At 56.0% G+C, this 17,466-nt stretch carries 14 protein-coding genes; 10 read left to right on the forward strand and 4 right to left on the reverse strand.

Going from position 1 to position 17,466, the window contains the following annotated elements:
• Positions 1-52 precede the first annotated feature (52 nt).
• A complete protein-coding gene (locus DVA44_RS07420) occupies positions 53-1,099 on the reverse strand; it encodes a YeiH family protein (RefSeq protein ID WP_114386092.1) in 1,047 nt (348 codons plus the stop codon).
• A 123-nt stretch (positions 1,100-1,222) separates the two neighbouring features.
• Here DVA44_RS07420 and yieE point away from each other — a divergent pair, with 123 nt between their 5' ends.
• The 3 genes from yieE to cirA all read left to right on the forward strand — a co-directional run bounded on the left by yieE (position 1,223) and on the right by cirA (position 6,004).
• A complete protein-coding gene (yieE, locus tag DVA44_RS07425; RefSeq protein ID WP_103180339.1) occupies positions 1,223-2,092 on the forward strand; it encodes a DNA-binding transcriptional regulator YeiE in 870 nt (289 codons plus the stop codon).
• Between the two features lie 178 nt (positions 2,093-2,270).
• Positions 2,271-3,740 (forward strand): amino acid permease, encoded by a 1,470-nt coding sequence (locus tag DVA44_RS07430; RefSeq protein WP_103180338.1) that lies wholly within the window; start codon positions 2,271-2,273, stop codon positions 3,738-3,740.
• Positions 3,741-4,033: 293 nt separating this feature from the next.
• Complete coding sequence (cirA, locus tag DVA44_RS07440) at positions 4,034-6,004, forward strand: catecholate siderophore receptor CirA (protein ID WP_114386093.1); 1,971 nt, start codon at positions 4,034-4,036, stop codon at positions 6,002-6,004.
• Positions 6,005-6,126: 122 nt separating this feature from the next.
• Here the strand turns inward: cirA and fghA are convergent, their stop codons facing one another.
• Entirely contained in the window at positions 6,127-6,963 is an 837-nt protein-coding gene (fghA, locus tag DVA44_RS07445) for an S-formylglutathione hydrolase (RefSeq protein ID WP_114386094.1), read from the reverse strand.
• 140 nt (positions 6,964-7,103) lie between these two features.
• Between fghA and DVA44_RS07450 the strand changes: the two genes are divergently transcribed.
• The 7 genes from DVA44_RS07450 (at position 7,104) to mglC (ending at position 15,284) form a co-directional block, all read left to right on the forward strand.
• Entirely contained in the window at positions 7,104-8,237 is a 1,134-nt protein-coding gene (locus DVA44_RS07450; RefSeq protein ID WP_114386095.1) for a YbfB/YjiJ family MFS transporter, read from the forward strand.
• Between the two features lie 117 nt (positions 8,238-8,354).
• Positions 8,355-9,023 carry a GTP cyclohydrolase I FolE gene (gene folE, locus DVA44_RS07455; protein ID WP_103180331.1) on the forward strand — a complete coding sequence of 223 codons (669 nt, stop codon included), beginning with the start codon at positions 8,355-8,357 and terminating at the stop codon, positions 9,021-9,023.
• 17 nt (positions 9,024-9,040) lie between these two features.
• Complete coding sequence (gene yeiB / locus DVA44_RS07460) at positions 9,041-10,198, forward strand: DUF418 domain-containing protein YeiB (RefSeq protein WP_114386096.1); 1,158 nt, start codon at positions 9,041-9,043, stop codon at positions 10,196-10,198.
• A 155-nt stretch (positions 10,199-10,353) separates the two neighbouring features.
• Positions 10,354-11,376, forward strand: coding sequence for an HTH-type transcriptional regulator GalS (gene galS / locus DVA44_RS07465; protein ID WP_114314436.1), 1,023 nt, complete (start codon positions 10,354-10,356; stop codon positions 11,374-11,376).
• Between the two features lie 291 nt (positions 11,377-11,667).
• Positions 11,668-12,666: a galactose/glucose ABC transporter substrate-binding protein MglB gene (gene mglB / locus DVA44_RS07470; protein WP_103825019.1), complete on the forward strand. Its 999-nt coding sequence runs from the start codon at positions 11,668-11,670 to the stop codon at positions 12,664-12,666.
• 71 nt (positions 12,667-12,737) lie between these two features.
• Positions 12,738-14,258, forward strand: coding sequence for a galactose/methyl galactoside ABC transporter ATP-binding protein MglA (gene mglA, locus DVA44_RS07475; RefSeq protein WP_103825020.1), 1,521 nt, complete (start codon positions 12,738-12,740; stop codon positions 14,256-14,258).
• Positions 14,259-14,273: 15 nt separating this feature from the next.
• Positions 14,274-15,284 carry a galactose/methyl galactoside ABC transporter permease MglC gene (gene mglC / locus DVA44_RS07480; RefSeq protein WP_103180322.1) on the forward strand — a complete coding sequence of 337 codons (1,011 nt, stop codon included), beginning with the start codon at positions 14,274-14,276 and terminating at the stop codon, positions 15,282-15,284.
• Positions 15,285-15,728: 444 nt separating this feature from the next.
• Here mglC and sanA read toward each other — a convergent pair whose 3' ends face one another.
• Complete coding sequence (gene sanA / locus DVA44_RS07490; RefSeq protein ID WP_103180320.1) at positions 15,729-16,442, reverse strand: outer membrane permeability protein SanA; 714 nt, start codon at positions 16,440-16,442, stop codon at positions 15,729-15,731.
• A gap of 128 nt (positions 16,443-16,570) precedes the next feature.
• Positions 16,571-17,455 carry a cytidine deaminase gene (cdd, locus tag DVA44_RS07495; RefSeq protein ID WP_114386098.1) on the reverse strand — a complete coding sequence of 295 codons (885 nt, stop codon included), beginning with the start codon at positions 17,453-17,455 and terminating at the stop codon, positions 16,571-16,573.
• Positions 17,456-17,466 lie beyond the last annotated feature (11 nt).

A 17,466-nucleotide genomic window follows, 5' to 3' on the forward strand; every position in this document is an offset into this window, starting at 1 on the left:
TTAACCCGCAAACGCATATGATAGCGGGTTAACAGGATAAGGCTACAGCGGTTTATGCCATCAGGCTATGCACCGCCAGGTTAATGGCGCCCCCGCCGACAATCAGCCAGACAAAGAGCAGCAGCGCCATCAGCAGCGGTTTCGCCCCGGCTTTTTTCAGAGCGCTGACGTGGGTGGTTAAGCCCAGCGCCGCCATCGCCATCGCCAGCAGGATGGTATCCAGCGTCACCAGCATATCCACGACCGCTTTGGGCAGCAGATGGAACGAGTTAAACACCGCGACCACAATAAACAGGATCGCAAACCACGGGATGGTGATTTTGCTCTTCTCGCCGTTGCCCGCTGGCGCAAGCTGTTTCACCCTTGCGGCCAGAATCAGCAGGAACGGCGCCAGCATCATCACCCGCAGCATTTTGGCGATCACCGCGGCGTTCTCCGCATCCGGGCTGATGGCGTGACCGGCCGCCACGACCTGGGCCACTTCATGCATCGTCGAGCCAATATAGATGCCGTAGTTTTCCGGGCTAAACCAGTGGGCTACCAGCGGATACATGGCCGGATAGAGGAAGATCGCCAGCGTACCGAAAATCACCACCGTCGCCACCGCCACGGTCACCTTGCTGGACTCGGCCTTTACCACCGGCTCGGTGGCCAGCACCGCCGCGGCGCCGCAGATGCTGCTGCCCGCACCAATCAGCCAGCTGGTCTGTTTGTCGAGCCCGAACACCTTCTGACCGATAAAGCAGGCCAGTAAAAAGGTGCTCGAGAGGGTTAAAATATCAATCGCAATACCGCTTACCCCGACGTCGGCAATTTGCGCGAAGGTCAGACGAAAGCCATACAAGATGATCCCGAGTCGCAGTAGGTGCTGCTTGGCGAAGATAACGCCGCCGTCGCACGGCTTGTAGATCTGCGGATAAACCGTATTTCCGACGACCATCCCCAGCAGGATAGCCAGGGTCAGGGCGCTGAATCCGGCGCCTGCAACTGCCGGGATGCTGCCGCCCCATAATGCGACACCGGTGACCAGCGCGCTCAGCGCCAGGCCCGGAATGTAATGCCACACGGTACGATGATGCTGTAGGGTGAGTGTTGTCATAACCGTCTCCTTTTCTATGGCTAAAAGGTTACGGCGCGCTGGCTTAAAAATAAAATTGATTATATATTTATAATTAATCTTTATAAGTGGTAAGCAGGGTGCTTACCCTACCGGATAGCGACTATGCACATTACCTTACGCCAGCTTGAAGTCTTCGCCGAAGTACTGAAAAGCGGATCGACCACCCAGGCCTCTCAGATGCTGGCGCTCTCTCAGTCTGCCGTCAGCGCTGCGCTCACCGATCTCGAAGGTCAACTGGGGGTTCAGCTCTTTGACCGGGTAGGGAAGCGGCTGGTGGTGAACGAGCATGGACGTTTGCTCTACCCGCGCGCGCTGGCGTTGCTGGAGCAGACCGTCGAAATCGAACAGCTCTTTCGCGAGGATAACGGCGCCATTCGTGTCTACGCCAGCAGCACCATTGGCAACTATATCCTGCCTGAAGTGATTGCCCGCTATCGCCGGGATTTCCCGACCCTGCCGCTGGAGATGAGCGTCGGTAACAGCCAGGATGTCATCACCGCGGTGATCGATTTTCGGGTGGATATCGGCCTCATCGAAGGGCCATGCCACAACGCCGACATTATTGCTGAGCCCTGGCTGGAGGATGAGCTGGTGGTCTTCGCCTCGCCGGCCTCTTCTTTATTACAGCAGGAGGTGACCCTGGAGCGGCTGGCGCAGGCGCCGTGGATTTTACGCGAGCAGGGCTCAGGTACGCGTGAGATCGTCGATTATCTGCTGCTCTCCCATCTGCCGCAGTTCCATATGGGCATGGAGCTCGGCAATTCAGAGGCCATCAAACATGCGGTGCGCCACGGTCTTGGCATCAGCTGCCTGTCGCGGCGGGTGATTGCCGAACAGCTGGAGAGTGGAACGCTGGTGGAGATCCCCGTGCCGTTGCCCAATAAGCTGGTGCGCACCCTGTGGCGCATCCATCACCGTCAGAAGCACCTCTCTAATTCCCTCCAGCGTTTTCTGCGTTACTGCGAAATGTAATCCTGCCCGGCGGCGTTTTGTCCGCCGGTAGTCATTACTCGCATCAATACTATTCTCTGCTTTACTTATAATCCTGGACCGGTCATGAAGCTCTCTTATAACAGGGCATTTGTGCCGGAAGAGCCGGCGATCGTCTGCTACAATCGCGCCTCATTTTTTGAATGGACAGCATTTTCACATGGTTTCCGAAACTAAAACCACAGAAGCGCCCGCGCTACGTCGCGAACTCAAGGCGCGTCACCTGACGATGATCGCCATTGGCGGCTCTATCGGTACAGGCCTCTTTGTCGCCTCTGGCGCGACGATTTCAGCAGCGGGTCCTGGCGGCGCGCTCTTTTCCTATATCCTGATCGGTCTGATGGTCTACTTCCTGATGACCAGCCTGGGTGAACTGGCGGCGTACATGCCGGTATCCGGTTCTTTTTCTACCTACGGTCAGAAATACGTTGAAGAAGGCTTTGGCTTCGCGCTGGGCTGGAACTACTGGTACAACTGGGCGGTGACCATCGCCGTGGACCTGGTGGCGGCACAGCTGGTCATGACCTGGTGGTTCCCGGACACGCCGGGCTGGATCTGGAGCGCGCTCTTCCTGGCGGTGATCTTCCTGCTCAACTACATCTCCGTGCGCGGCTTTGGTGAGGCCGAATACTGGTTCTCCCTGATCAAAGTGGCGACCGTGATCATCTTTATTATCGTCGGCCTGGCGATGATCGTCGGTATCTTCCAGGGCAGCGAGCCTGCGGGCTGGAGCAACTGGACGGTTGGCGATGCACCTTTTGCGGGTGGTTTATCGGCGATGATTGGCGTGGCGATGATTGTCGGCTTCTCCTTCCAGGGGACCGAACTGATCGGTATCGCGGCGGGTGAATCCGAAAACCCGGAGAAGAACATCCCGCGCGCGGTGCGTCAGGTCTTCTGGCGTATCCTGCTGTTCTATGTGTTCGCCATCCTGATTATCAGCCTGATCATTCCGTACACCGATCCGAGCCTGCTGCGTAACGATGTGAAAGACATCAGCGTCAGCCCGTTCACCCTGGTGTTCCAGCATGCTGGTCTGCTCTCTGCGGCGGCGGTAATGAACGCGGTGATCCTGACGGCGGTGCTGTCGGCAGGTAACTCCGGGATGTACGCCTCTACCCGTATGCTCTACTCCCTGGCCTGCGATGGCAAAGCGCCGCGTATTTTCGCGAAGCTCTCCCGGGGCGGCGTGCCGCGTAACGCGCTCTACGCCACCACCGTGATTGCCTGCCTGTGCTTCCTGACCTCGATGTTCGGCAACCAGACCGTCTACCTGTGGCTGCTGAATACCTCCGGGATGACGGGCTTCATCGCCTGGCTGGGCATCGCCATCAGCCATTACCGTTTCCGTCGCGGCTACGTGAAGCAGGGTTACGATATTAACAACCTGCCATACCGCTCCGGCTTCTTCCCGCTGGGTCCGATCTTCGCCTTTGTGCTCTGTCTGATCATCACCCTCGGCCAGAACTACGAAGCCTTCCTGGCCGACACCATCGACTGGGGCGGCGTAGCGGCCACCTATATCGGTATTCCGCTGTTCCTGATCATCTGGTTTGGTTACAAGCTGGCGAAGGGAACGAAGTTTGTGCGTTACAGCGAAATGGAATTCCCGAATAGCTTTAAAAAATAAGCGCACCACCTCTCTCTAACCCGCTCAGCCGAGCGGGTTTTTTATTTCTCCACAGTATGCTCTCTTGACATAACTTTTAACAATTGAATTGATAATGGTTATCGTTTGCTTTATCATTAGCAAAGTAATCAAAAGGATGAAGGAGTCAACTTTCTCGCCCTGGTCAGGGGAGGGGTTGCGGCCACACCTGCAAAGAATTACCAGACCGACCCGCCCAAAGAAGCGGGCGGCATGCAATGCAATGTGAGCAGTACATATTTGATTTTGCTGTGTTTACCTCATGGAGAAATGGAATGTTTAGGTTGAATCCCTTCGTTCGGGGAGGGCTGTGCGCGTCTGCTCTTTCCTTGGCCCTGCCGGTTGCGGCGGTGGAATCTGGCGACACGATGGTCGTTACCGCCTCGGCCAACGAGCAAAACCTGAAAGATGCCCCCGCCAGTATCAGCGTCATCACCCAGCAGGATCTGCAGCGTAAGCCGGGGCAGAACCTGAAAGATGTGTTACAGGACGTGCCGGGCGTGCAGTTAACTAACGAAGGGGACAACCGCAAGGGCGTCAGTATCCGCGGGCTGGACAGCAGCTATACGCTGATCCTGATCGACGGCAAACGCGTCAACTCGCGCAACGCCGTGTTCCGCCATAACGACTTCGATCTCAACTGGGTGCCGGTGGACGCCATCGAGCGCATCGAAGTGGTGCGCGGGCCAATGTCCTCCCTCTACGGCTCCGATGCTCTGGGCGGCGTGGTCAATATCATCACCAAAAAGATCGGCCAGAAATGGACCGGCACCCTCACTGCCGACACCACCATTCAGGAACATCGCGATCGCGGTGACACCTACGGCGGCCAGTTCTATACCAGCGGCCCGCTGGTGGATGGCGTTCTCGGCCTGAAAGCCTTCGGCAGCGTCTCCCAGCGTGATAAAGACGATCCGCAGTCCTCTTCCACCAGCGCTACAGGCGAAACCCCGCGTATCGAAGGCTTCACCAGCCGTGATGCCAACGTGGAATTTGCCTGGACCCCGAACGAAAACCACGATTTCACCGCCGGGTATGGTTTTGACCGTCAGGATCGGGATTCCGACTCGCTGGACAAAAACCGTCTGGAGCGCCAGAACTACTCCCTGAGCCACAATGGCCGCTGGGGGCTGGGCAACAGCGAGCTGAAATTCTACGGCGAGAAGGTGGACAACAAAAATCCGGGCAACAGCAGCGCGATCACCTCCGAAAGCAACTCCATCGACGGTAAATATGTCCTGCCGTTGGGGGAGATTAACCAGCTGGTGACCTTTGGCGGAGAGTGGCGTCACGATAAGCTGAAAGATCCGGTCAACCTTACCGGCGGCAACAGCAGTAATACATCGGCCAGCCAGTATGCGCTGTTCCTGGAAGATGAATGGCGGATCTTTGAGCCGCTGGCGCTCACCACCGGCGTGCGCATGGATGACCATGAAACCTACGGCGACCACTGGAGCCCGCGTGCTTACCTGGTTTATAACGCCACCGATACTCTAACGGTGAAAGGCGGCTGGGCAACGGCATTCAAGGCGCCGTCACTGTTGCAGCTGAGTCCGGACTGGACCACCGGATCCTGCCGCGGTGCATGTGAAATCGTCGGTAGCCCGGACCTGAAACCAGAAACCAGTGAAAGTTTTGAGCTGGGGCTGTACTACAGCGGGGAAGAGGGTTGGTTAGAAGGCGTTCAGGGGAGCATCACCGCTTTCCAGAATGACGTTGATGACCGGATCAGCATCAGCCGTACCGCCAACGTCGGCCAGGCGCAGAGCTACCCTAACTATGTCGGGCTGAATGCCGACGGCGAGCCGGTGTTCCGCTATTACAACGTCAATAAGGCGCGTATCCGTGGCCTGGAGACGGAGATTAAGTTCCCGATTGCCGAAGAGTGGCGAATGACGCTGAATTACACCTATAACGACGGGCGTGATATCAGCAACGGCGGCAACAAGCCGCTCTCCGAGCTGCCGTTCCATACCGCAAACGGTACGCTGGACTGGCAGGCGACCCAGGCGTGGTCTTTCTACGTGCAGGGGAATTACACGGGTGAGAAACGCGCGATTACCGATGGCGCGGCAACGCCGGGTGGCTATGTGGTGTGGAACACCGGTGGTGCATGGCAGGCAACCAAAAACGTTAAGCTGCGTGCGGGCGTCATGAACCTGCTGGATAAAGATCTCAGCCGCGACGACTACACCTATACCGAAGAAGGACGCCGTTACTTTATGGCGGTGGATTACCAGTTCTGATCGAGGGATCGCCGGAGCGGTGCGGTCTGTTTGCCGGGCGGCGCTGCGCTTGCCCGGCCTACGGGCTGATGTGGGTTTTGTAGGCCCGGTAAGCGAAGCGCCACCGGGCATGAGGCTGGCACTTACTTCAACAGCTGCTGCGCATGGAAGCGCAGATGATCTTCAATAAACGACGCAATGAAATAATAGCTGTGATCGTACCCCGGCTGGATACGTAACGTCAGCGGCCAGGCCTTCTGACGCGCGGCTTCCGCCAGCACCGCCGGTTGTAGCTGGCTTGCCAGGAACTGATCGGCATCGCCCTGATCGATAAGCGTCGGGATCGCCTGTTCCGGCTGGCTGTTCAGCATCAGGGCGCAGCTGTCCCACGCCTGCCAGTTTGCAGCATCTTCACCCAGATAGTGGCTAAAGGCTTTCTGCCCCCACGGCACCTGCGTCGGATTGACGATAGGCGCAAACGCCGAGACGCTGACATATTTACCGGGGTTTTTCAGCGCCATCACCAGCGCACCGTGACCGCCCATCGAATGGCCGCTGATGGCACAGCGATCGGCTACTGCAAACTCCGCCTGGATCAGCGCCGGCAGCTCGTCGCGCAGATAATCATACATCCGGTAATGACGCGCCCACGGCTCCTGAGTGGCGTTCAGGTAGAACCCGGCGCCTTTGCCCAGGTCGTACCCGGCATCGTCCGCCACGTCGTCGCCGCGCGGGCTGGTATCCGGCATCACCAGGGCGATCCCCAGTTCGGCCGCTACGCGCTGGGCGCCCGCTTTGGTGGTGAAGTTCTCATCATTGCAGGTCAGGCCGGAGAGCCAGTAGAGCACCGGCGGTTTCGCCCCGCCGGTTGCCGGAGGAAGAAAAATGCTGAACGTCATCGCGCAGTTCAGCACCGTGGAGTCGTGACGCCAGCGCTGCTGTCGACCTTCAAAACAGTGGTGCTCTTCGAGCAGTTCCATGCAGGGCTCCTTCAGGAAGGTGAGATCGGGATTGAAAGCCATAATACAGATTATTCAGTAACGTGTGAGCAACTTTCACTTCCGCATTTGCTTCATATCCTGCATCATGAATTTACGAAACTTTAACAATCGGGGTGGTCATGGCGCTGCGTATCGCGCTCAGCGGATTTGTGGTTCTGGTGGTGGCGATGGGAATAGGGCGCTTTGCCTTTACTCCTCAGGTGCCGCTGATGATTTCGGCGGGCGAGCTCACCCTGACCAGCGCCGGGCTGGTGGCGGCGATGAACTATCTCGGCTATCTGGCGGGAGCGTGGGATGCCATGCGCGCGCACCGGTTTGTCGAGGGCCGTCTGTGGCTGGGGATCGTTGGCGCGGTGGCGCTCACCCTGCTCTCCGCCGTGGCGGATAATGCGGTGATCCACGGGCTGCTGCGCTTTGTGATTGGTTGCATGAGCGGCTGGTCGATGGTGCTGATTGCCGCCTGGACCAACGAACGGCTGGCCCATTTTGGCAAGCCGGGCCTGAGTGCCGCGGTGTTTGCCGGGCCGGGGGCCGGGATCGCCTTAAGCGGCCTGCTGGCGGTCTGGATCCAGGCGCAGGCGCTCTCCGCCAGCGCCGCCTGGCAAATCTACGGCCTGCTGGCGCTGGTGCTCGTCGCGCTGGTGGCCCGCTACCTGCCCCGTGCCGGGCAGTTGCATCGTCCGGGCACCACGCCGGAGCCGCTGACGCTAACCCGCGATCTGCGTCGTCTGGTCTGGAGCTACAGCCTCGCCGGGTTTGGCTACATCCTCCCGGCGACGTTTCTGTCGCAGATGGCGGCGCTGCGCTTTCCCGGCAGCGCCTTTGCCCAGTTTGTCTGGCCGGTTTTTGGTGTCGCCTCGATGGTGGGGATTGCCCTCAGTATCGCCCTGCGCCACGTCGCGTCGACCCATCGTCGGCTGGCGATCGTGCTCTGGTTGCAGGCGGTAGGGGTGATTGCCGCCTGGCTGATGCCGGGGATGGCCGGTCTGGTGACCGGTGCGCTGCTGGTCGGTGGCGGATTTTTATGTGCGGTGCAGCTCTCGTTGCTCTATGGGCGTGAACTGGCACCGAATCATACGCGTTACATGGCCGGGTTACTGACGACCGGCTATGCCATCGGGCAGCTAATTGGCCCGATGACCTCGGCACTGTCGAGCTGGCTTACCCATCAGCTTGAGCCTGCGCTGGGCCTTGCCGGTATCGCATTGTTTGTTGCGGGCGGACTGGTCTGGCAGCGTCAGGTTGAAAGGTAACGACAATTAGAATAATTATCGCGGTGAATACTGGATTATGCTCGCCGCCTCGCGCACAATGAGTGCACATTTTGCCCCACGGAGGGCAGAAGAGCGCCACACCTGCAGGAGAAAAGAATGTCATCAATGAGTAAAGAAGCTGCCCTCGTCCATGAAGCGCTGGTAGCACACGGCCTTGAAACGCCGCTGCGCCCACCGGTTCAGGAGATGGACAACGAAACACGTAAAAGTCTTATTTCCGGGCACATGACCGAAATCATGCAGCTGCTCAATCTCGATTTGAGTGATGACAGTCTGATGGAGACACCGCGTCGCATCGCCAAAATGTATGTCGATGAGATTTTCTCCGGGCTTGATTACGCTAATTTCCCGAAAATTACCGTCATTGAAAACAAAATGAAGGTCGATGAGATGGTGACGGTGCGCGATATCACCCTGACCAGCACCTGCGAACATCACTTTGTGACCATCGACGGTAAAGCGACCGTGGCTTATATCCCGAAAGATGCGGTGATTGGCCTGTCCAAAATCAACCGTATCGTGCAGTTCTTTGCCCAGCGTCCGCAGGTGCAGGAGCGTTTAACCCAGCAGATCCTCATCGCGCTGCAAACGCTGCTTGGCACCAACAACGTGGCGGTATCAATTGATGCGGTACACTACTGCGTGAAAGCGCGCGGCATTCGTGATGCGACCAGCGCCACCACCACCACCTCGCTGGGCGGCCTGTTCAAATCGAGCCAGAATACCCGCCAGGAGTTCCTGCGCGCCGTCCGTCACGTTAGCTAATCGTCAGGGCAGGGTACATGGAAAGAAATGTCACGCTGGATTTCGTTCGTGGCGTCGCTATTCTGGGTATTCTGCTTCTGAATATAAGCGCCTTCGGTTTGCCGAAGGCCGCTTACCTCAATCCCGCCTGGTATGGCGATATCACTCTCCGCGACGCCTGGACATGGGCGGTGCTGGATCTCTTTGCCCAGGTCAAATTCCTTACCCTGTTTGCGCTGCTGTTTGGCGCAGGTCTTCAGCTGTTACTGAAACGCGGTAAACGCTGGATTCAGGCCCGGCTCTCTCTGCTGGTGCTGTTCGGATTTATTCATGGGCTGCTGTTCTGGGATGGCGATATTCTGCTGGCCTATGGGCTGGTAGGGCTGATCTGCTGGCGCATCATTCGCGATGCACATGATGTCAAAAATCTCTTCAATACCGGCGTGGTGCTGTTTCTTATCGGCGTGGCTATATTGCTGCTGCTGGGGGTTATCTCCGGCGGCTCGACCAACCGCTCCTGGGTACCGGATGCGGCGAACCTGCAATATGAGCAGTACTGGAAGTTGGGCGGCGGACTAGAAGCCATCAGCAACCGGGCGGATATGATTGGCAACAGTTTACTGGCGCTGGGCGCACAGTATGGCTGGCAGCTGGCGGGGATGATGCTGATCGGCGCCGCGCTGATGCGTACCGGCTGGCTGAAGGGCGAGTTCAGCCCGCGCCACTATCGCCGTACCGGGATGTGGCTGGTGCTGGTGGGGCTGGCGGTTAATCTTCCGGCGGTGATCGCCCAGTGGTATCTGCACTGGGATTATCGCTGGTGTGCATTCCTGTTGCAGGCGCCGCGCGAGCTGAGCGCGCCGTTTCAGACGATTGGCTATGCCGCGCTCATCTACGGTTACTGGCCGCAGCTCTGCCGTTTCAGGCTGGTGACGGCGGTGGCCTGCGTGGGACGCATGGCGCTCAGCAACTATATTTTACAGACGCTGCTCTGTACCACCCTGTTCTATCAGCTTGGCTTATTTATGAAGTTCGACCGGCTACAGCTGCTGGGCATTGTCCTGCCGGTGTGGCTGGTTAATATTCTTTTCTCTGTCCTCTGGATGCGCCATTTCCGTCAGGGACCGCTGGAATGGGTATGGCGACAATTGACCATACGTGCGTCAGGCGTTTCATCAAGCCATACATCCGGATAACGATCTGGATCACAATCATTAACAAAACGGATGTAACCGTTTTCATCCTTGTGACCTTCTTCACGTAGTCCTCGCCTTGTCGCTGCCAGAATAGACACCTTGCTAAACACAGGGGGTGTCTGTGAGTCGCTGCAATCTAAATAAGGGTGGTGAATATGATCACCATTCGTGACGTCGCGCGTCAGGCGGGCGTTTCTGTCGCCACCGTTTCCCGGGTTCTCAACAATAGCGCATTGGTCAGCCCGGAGACGCGGGAGTGCGTGATGAAAGCCGTCACGGCGCTGGGCTACCGGCCTAATGCGAACGCCCAGGCGCTGGCGACCCAGGTCAGCGATACCATCGGCGTGGTGGTGATGGACGTGTCAGATGCCTTCTTCGGTGCCCTGGTAAAAGCCGTCGATATGGTGGCCCAGGAGCACCAGAAAAACGTGCTGATCGGCAACAGCTATCACGAGGCGGAAAAAGAGCGTAACGCCATTGAGGTGTTGATTCGCCAGCGCTGTAACGCCCTGATCGTGCATTCAAAAGCCCTGAGCGACGAGGAGCTTTCTGCCCTGATGGAGCAGATCCCCGGCATGGTGCTCATTAACCGCATCGTTCCCGGCTACGCCCACCGCTGCGTCTGCCTCGATAACGTCAGCGGAGCGATGATGGCGACGCGGATGCTGATGAACAACGGGCATCAGCGCATCGGCTATCTGGCCTCCAGCCACCGCATTGAGGACGATGATATGCGCCGGGAAGGCTGGCAGAAAGCGTTGCTTGAACAGGGTATTACCGGATCAGACAGCTGGATCGGCACCGGTGCGCCGGACATGCAGGGTGGGGAAGCGGCCATGGTGGAGCTGCTCGGGCGCAACCTGCAGCTGACCGCGGTCTTTGCCTACAACGACAGTATGGCGGCGGGCGCACTCACGGCGCTGAAAGACAATGGCATTGCGGTGCCACAGCATCTGTCATTGATTGGTTTTGATGATATCCCGATTGCCCGTTACACGGACCCGCAGCTGACCACAGTCCGCTACCCCATCGCCTCCATGGCCCGGCTGGCCACGGAGCTGGCGTTACAGGGGGCCGCCGGGAAGCTGGATATGAATGCAACACACTGTTTCATGCCAACTTTAGTGCGCCGCCACTCCGTTGCCATTCGGCAAACTGTGGTGCCGATCACTAACTAATAATTCGCCGTGATGTAACCGTTTTCAATTTGTGAGTAAATTCACAGTAACTTAACAATGCGCTGTCTATGATGTCAGCGTTTTAGCAACTGAAACGCTATGTAACGGTGATTAATCACTTTGGCTATAGCTAAGGTTCGTTAAACATCCAAAAAAACGCATTCTGGAGCGTTACCGACCAAGGAAGATAGAAATTTTATAAGTGGACTTCGGCCGGCAGTAACGTTTCTTTAACATGTGCCCGCCGAGCCTTATTCACACGAACTACCCTGCATAAAAATCGGAGATATCATGAATAAGAAGGTGTTGACTCTGTCTGCTGTTATGGCAAGCATGCTTTTCGGTGCCGCCGCGCACGCTGCAGATAGCCGTATTGGTGTGACTATCTATAAGTATGACGACAACTTCATGTCCGTTGTGCGTAAGGCAATCGAGAAAGAGGGTACTGGCGCACCAGACGTACAGCTGCTGATGAACGACTCCCAGAATGACCAGTCCAAACAGAACGACCAGATCGACGTTCTGCTGGCGAAAGGCGTAAAAGCTCTGGCAATCAACCTGGTTGACCCGGCAGCAGCAGGCACCGTTATTGAAAAAGCACGCGGTCAGAACGTGCCGATTGTGTTCTTCAACAAAGAACCTTCCCGCAAAGCGCTGGATAGCTACGACAAAGCCTTCTACGTCGGTACCGACTCCAAAGAATCCGGCATTATTCAGGGCGACCTGATTGCCAAACACTGGGCCGCTAACCCGAACTGGGATCTGAACAAAGATGGTCAGGTACAGTTCGTACTGCTGAAAGGCGAGCCAGGCCACCCGGACGCTGAAGCACGTACCACCTACGTTATCAAAGAGCTGAACGACAAGGGTCTGAAAACCCAGCAGCTGGCTTTAGATACCGCAATGTGGGATACCGCTCAGGCGAAAGACAAGATGGACGCATGGCTGTCCGGCCCGAACGCGAACAAAATTGAAGTGGTTATCGCGAACAACGACGCGATGGCAATGGGTGCGGTAGAAGCTCTGAAAGCACACAACAAATCCTCTATCCCGGTATTTGGTGTTGATGCCCTGCCAGAAGCGCTGGCACTGGTTAAATCTGGCGCAATGGCCGGTACCGTGCTGAACGATGCCAACAACCAGGCGAAAGCCACCTTCGATCTGGCGAAAAACCTGGCAGAAGGTAAAGGCGCTGCTGACGGTACTAACTGGAAAATTGACAACAAAGTTGTTCGTGTACCGTATGTTGGTGTAGATCAGGAAAACCTGGCGCAGTTCACCGGTAAATAAGTTATAGCATTCCACTGGGCGCAGTTTCTGCGCCCTTTTATCACGCGACGCGAGGCCGAGAAGGTATAATTATGGTCAGCACAACGACTCAGTCGTCCGGTGAATACTTGTTGGAAATGAGCGGTATCAACAAGTCTTTTCCCGGTGTTAAAGCACTGGATAATGTTAATTTAAAAGTACGGCCTCACTCCATTCACGCCTTAATGGGTGAAAACGGTGCGGGTAAATCAACATTATTGAAATGCTTATTTGGGATCTATCAAAAAGATTCTGGCAGCATTCTTTTTCAGGGAAAAGAGATCGATTTCCATTCCGCCAAAGAGGCACTGGAAAACGGTATTTCGATGGTTCACCAGGAACTAAACCTGGTACTTCAGCGTTCTGTTATGGACAATATGTGGCTGGGTCGTTATCCGACCAAAGGCGTATTTGTCGATCAGGACAAAATGTATCGCGACACCAAAGCTATTTTTGATGAACTGGATATTGATATCGATCCGCGTGCGCGCGTCGGTACGTTGTCTGTTTCACAAATGCAGATGATTGAAATCGCCAAGGCCTTCTCCTATAACGCTAAAATCGTGATTATGGACGAGCCTACCTCTTCATTAACGGAGAAAGAGGTGAACCATCTGTTCACCATTATCCGTAAACTGAAAGAGCGCGGTTGCGGCATCGTTTATATCTCTCACAAAATGGAAGAGATCTTCCAGCTGTGTGATGAAATCACCGTGCTTCGCGACGGGCAGTGGATCGCCACCCAGTCGCTGGAAGGGCTGGACATGGATAAGATCATCGCCATGATGGTTGGCCGTTCCCTGAACCAGCGCTTCCCGAACAAAGAGAACAAGCCGGGCGAAGTGATTCTGGAAGTGCGCAACCTGACTTCACTGCGTCAGCCTTCCATTCGCGATGTCTCCTTCGATCTGCATAAAGGGGAGATCCTCGGTATTGCCGGTCTGGTGGGGGCCAAGCGTACCGATATCGTCGAAACGCTGTTTGGCATCCGCGAGAAATCTGGCGGCACCATCACTCTCCACGGTAAAAAGATTAATAACCATAACGCCAACGAAGCCATTAACCACGGTTTTGCGCTGGTGACCGAAGAGCGTCGCTCGACCGGTATTTACGCCTATCTGGATATTAACTTTAACTCCTTAATTTCAAATATTCATAATTATAAAAATAAAATCGGTTTGTTGGATAATTCCCGCATGAAGAGCGATACCCAGTGGGTTATTGACTCCATGCGCGTAAAAACCCCAGGACACCGCACGCAAATTGGCTCGCTTTCCGGTGGTAACCAGCAAAAGGTTATTATTGGACGCTGGTTGTTAACCCAGCCAGAAATTCTGATGCTGGATGAACCAACCCGCGGTATCGACGTTGGTGCAAAATTTGAAATTTATCAGCTGATTGCTGAATTAGCTAAGAAAGATAAAGGGATTATTATTATTTCTTCCGAAATGCCGGAATTGTTAGGGATCACAGATCGTATTCTGGTTATGAGCAATGGTCTCGTTGCCGGAATTGTTGACACCAAAACGACAACGCAAAACGAAATTTTGCGTCTTGCGTCTTTGCACCTTTAAGATCAGGGGCTCCTCATGAGTGCGTTAAATAAGAAAAGTTTTCTTACTTATCTGAAAGAAGGCGGTATTTACGTTGTTCTTTTAGTCTTACTGGCCATTATTATTTTCCAGGATCCGACTTTCTTAAGTCTGCTGAACTTAAGTAACATTCTGACCCAGTCTTCGGTGCGTATTATTATCGCCCTCGGCGTGGCTGGTCTTATTGTCACCCAGGGTACTGACCTGTCAGCTGGCCGTCAGGTTGGTCTGGCGGCGGTTGTTGCGGCAACGCTTCTGCAGTCGATGGAAAACGCCAACAAGGTCTTCCCGGAAATGGCAACCATGCCCATTTTCCTGGTGATCCTGATTGTCTGTGCTATTGGCGCGGTCATCGGTCTGATTAACGGCATCATCATTGCGTACCTGAACGTAACGCCGTTTATCACCACCCTGGGTACAATGATCATCGTTTACGGTATCAACTCCCTGTACTACGACTTTGTGGGCGCATCACCGATTTCCGGTTTCGACAGTGGATTCTCGACCTTTACGCAGGGCTTTATCGCGATGGGCAGTTTCCGCCTCTCCTACATCACCTTCTACGCGCTGATTGCCGTGGCGTTCGTCTGGGTGCTGTGGAACAAAACCCGCTTCGGTAAGAACATCTTTGCTATCGGGGGTAACCCGGAAGCGGCGAAAGTCTCTGGTGTTAACGTGGCGCTGAACCTGTTGGTTATCTATGCCCTGTCCGGCGTGTTCTATGCGTTCGGTGGTTTGCTGGAAGCGGGCCGTATCGGCTCTGCCACCAACAACCTCGGCTTTATGTATGAGCTGGATGCGATTGCCGCGTGCGTTGTGGGTGGCGTGTCGTTTAGTGGTGGTGTGGGTACCGTGCTGGGTGTGGTCACCGGTGTGATCATCTTCACCGTTATCAACTACGGTCTGACCTATATCGGCGTCAACCCGTACTGGCAGTACATTATCAAGGGTGCGATCATTATCTTCGCCGTTGCGCTGGACTCCCTGAAGTACGCGCGTAAGAAGTAAGATAGCTGCTAATAAAAAACCCGCCTTGTGCGGGTTTTTTTATGTCCCTCTCACTGAGGGAGAGAGGTAAGGAGAACATGCGGCGGCTATGGGTATTCCGTTCACCTTGCGTTCGCTGCTTCTCTGTTCAACGCGTCACCGGTGAACGTGTTAAGGGGGCTATCGCCGCCCCCTTAACAATCCCGGCTCCCGGCAAGAAAATCGCCGCTTCGCGGTGCCCTCAGCTTATTCCTTCAGGCTTTCGGGTCGGGCACCAGCCTGCATCCCTGCAGGCTATGCCCTCTCGGCGCGTCCATGCGCCTCGCCCCGGCCTTCCGGAAACGCTTCGGCGATTTTCAGCCGGACCAGGCAGCCGCTGTAAGGCCTTTGCTTTTTTGTTATTTCTTCATCGCTGTTTTTTTGTTTTGTAGGCCGGGTAAGGCGAAGCCGCCACCGGGCGGGGGGTTACTTCTTCTTCTGCATCTCAAGCAGCTGTTCTGGCGTGACCGCCGGATAACCCTGGGCATCGGCCGGGACTTCCGTCATTGTCGGGATTGGCACCAGCGGGCCTAAGAAGCGTGGTTCGCGTTTAAAGATGTAAAGATCCGCCAGCGCCCCCAGACGTGCGCCAAACTCGCGTACCCGCACGGTGAGCATATCTTTTGGTGACGGGACGGCATAACACTGGGCCTGAATGCCCATATGCAGGGCGATAAACAGCGCGCGCTCGCAGTGGAAGCGCTGGGTAATGATGATGAAATCGTTGGTATCAAACACCTTACGGGTGCGAACTATCGAATCGAGGGTTCTGAAACCGGCATAATCAAGCACGATATCGGCCGGATCAACCCCTGCGGCAATCAAATCCTTACGCATGGTGACCGGCTCGTTATAGCTCTGCAGCGCATTGTCACCACTCAGCAGCAGGTAGTTGACCTTGCCACTGTTATAGGCGTTGAGCGCTCCCTGAATGCGGTAACGGTAATACTGGTTGATCACCCCGGTGCGGTAATACTTGGCGGTGCCCAGCACCACGCCGACCTGCCGGTAGGGCAGATCCTGAAGGTCATCAAAGATATAAGGAGCCGTTTTCCAGCTCATCCAGCGGTCGAGGCCCAGCGCAGTCAACAGCACGATGCCGATCAGGACAACCAGGCTGTAAAACACGCGCTTTAACATATAGATGACTCTTACCAAAGGTGAAATTTCACTCAGGCTACTTTACCCGTCTGGTAAGCGCAAGAAAGGGCGATTTAATTGAGGGGATTTTCATCAGTTGTGCGGGCATGGCTGCCCGCATCATACGCTTAGCCCAGCAGGACACGATCAATGTTGCTACAACCCAGCGCACGCAGCGTGGCCGCAGTGGCATCCCACTGGATCAGCGGCGCATCGGCCTTTTCCGCCAGAATGGCGCGCTGGATATCCGGGTAGTCGTAACCGTTAAGGCTGAGCAGGTTCAGCGCACCCTGTAACGGCGGCAGCGTCGGGTTAAAGGCAGCGTTTTCAGCATAGCTGCCGGTAAAGATTCGCCCGTCACGACACTCCAGCGCCACGCCGCTTGGCGCGTTGCTGTATGGCGCATGTGCTTTATTGGCGGCAAGAATAGCAGCCTGGGTTAGTTCATCGCCGCTCACGGCATAACCGTGGTCCTGCTCGTCCATCAGCAGCGATTTGATCTCAAGATCTTTCGGTCCGAACGCATCCGGCAGGTAATCCCCCAGCGTATGCTGGGCGCGGCCCGGCAGGTTGATGCGCAGCTGTAAACCACTGTTAAGCTCGTTCATAAACTGACGGCAGTGGCCGCACGGGGTGTAGTTGACGGTAATCGCCTGCAGGGATTTTTCACCACGCAGCCAGGCGTGGCTGATGGCGCTCTGTTCCGCATGCACGGTCTGCTGCATGGTCGCCCCGAGAAACTCCATATTGCCACCGAAGTACCAGGTGCCGCTCACGCCGCGGGCAATGGCACCGACGTTGAAATGTGACAGGTCGGCGCGGGCGCAGGCCGCCGCCAGCGGCAGAAGCGCAAAGGCCAGCGCGTCATCATCAAGATCCGTGGCATGTTTCAGTGCGGCGACCTGTTCAGCCGTCAGCAGGGCGGGGAAGTGTGCATCCGCCAGAACCGGGGCCAGGGCTGACTGCAAATTCTCTGCTAGCTCGGCAAAAGCTGATTGAAAACGTGGATGCATGGCGTTGCCTC

It is taken from the genome of Leclercia sp. W17, assembly GCF_003336325.1.
GTDB lineage: Bacteria > Pseudomonadota > Gammaproteobacteria > Enterobacterales > Enterobacteriaceae > Enterobacter.

Coding starts and splice junctions, on each gene's coding strand:
- DVA44_RS07420 (WP_114386092.1), bottom strand. CDS start 1,099: ATGACAACACTCACCCTACAGCATCATCGTACCGTGTGGCATTACATT.
- yieE (WP_103180339.1), top strand. CDS start 1,223: ATGCACATTACCTTACGCCAGCTTGAAGTCTTCGCCGAAGTACTGAAA.
- DVA44_RS07430 (WP_103180338.1), top strand. CDS start 2,271: ATGGTTTCCGAAACTAAAACCACAGAAGCGCCCGCGCTACGTCGCGAA.
- cirA (WP_114386093.1), top strand. CDS start 4,034: ATGTTTAGGTTGAATCCCTTCGTTCGGGGAGGGCTGTGCGCGTCTGCT.
- fghA (WP_114386094.1), bottom strand. CDS start 6,963: ATGGAACTGCTCGAAGAGCACCACTGTTTTGAAGGTCGACAGCAGCGC.
- DVA44_RS07450 (WP_114386095.1), top strand. CDS start 7,104: ATGGCGCTGCGTATCGCGCTCAGCGGATTTGTGGTTCTGGTGGTGGCG.
- folE (WP_103180331.1), top strand. CDS start 8,355: ATGTCATCAATGAGTAAAGAAGCTGCCCTCGTCCATGAAGCGCTGGTA.
- yeiB (WP_114386096.1), top strand. CDS start 9,041: ATGGAAAGAAATGTCACGCTGGATTTCGTTCGTGGCGTCGCTATTCTG.
- galS (WP_114314436.1), top strand. CDS start 10,354: ATGATCACCATTCGTGACGTCGCGCGTCAGGCGGGCGTTTCTGTCGCC.
- mglB (WP_103825019.1), top strand. CDS start 11,668: ATGAATAAGAAGGTGTTGACTCTGTCTGCTGTTATGGCAAGCATGCTT.
- mglA (WP_103825020.1), top strand. CDS start 12,738: ATGGTCAGCACAACGACTCAGTCGTCCGGTGAATACTTGTTGGAAATG.
- mglC (WP_103180322.1), top strand. CDS start 14,274: ATGAGTGCGTTAAATAAGAAAAGTTTTCTTACTTATCTGAAAGAAGGC.
- sanA (WP_103180320.1), bottom strand. CDS start 16,442: ATGTTAAAGCGCGTGTTTTACAGCCTGGTTGTCCTGATCGGCATCGTG.
- cdd (WP_114386098.1), bottom strand. CDS start 17,455: ATGCATCCACGTTTTCAATCAGCTTTTGCCGAGCTAGCAGAGAATTTG.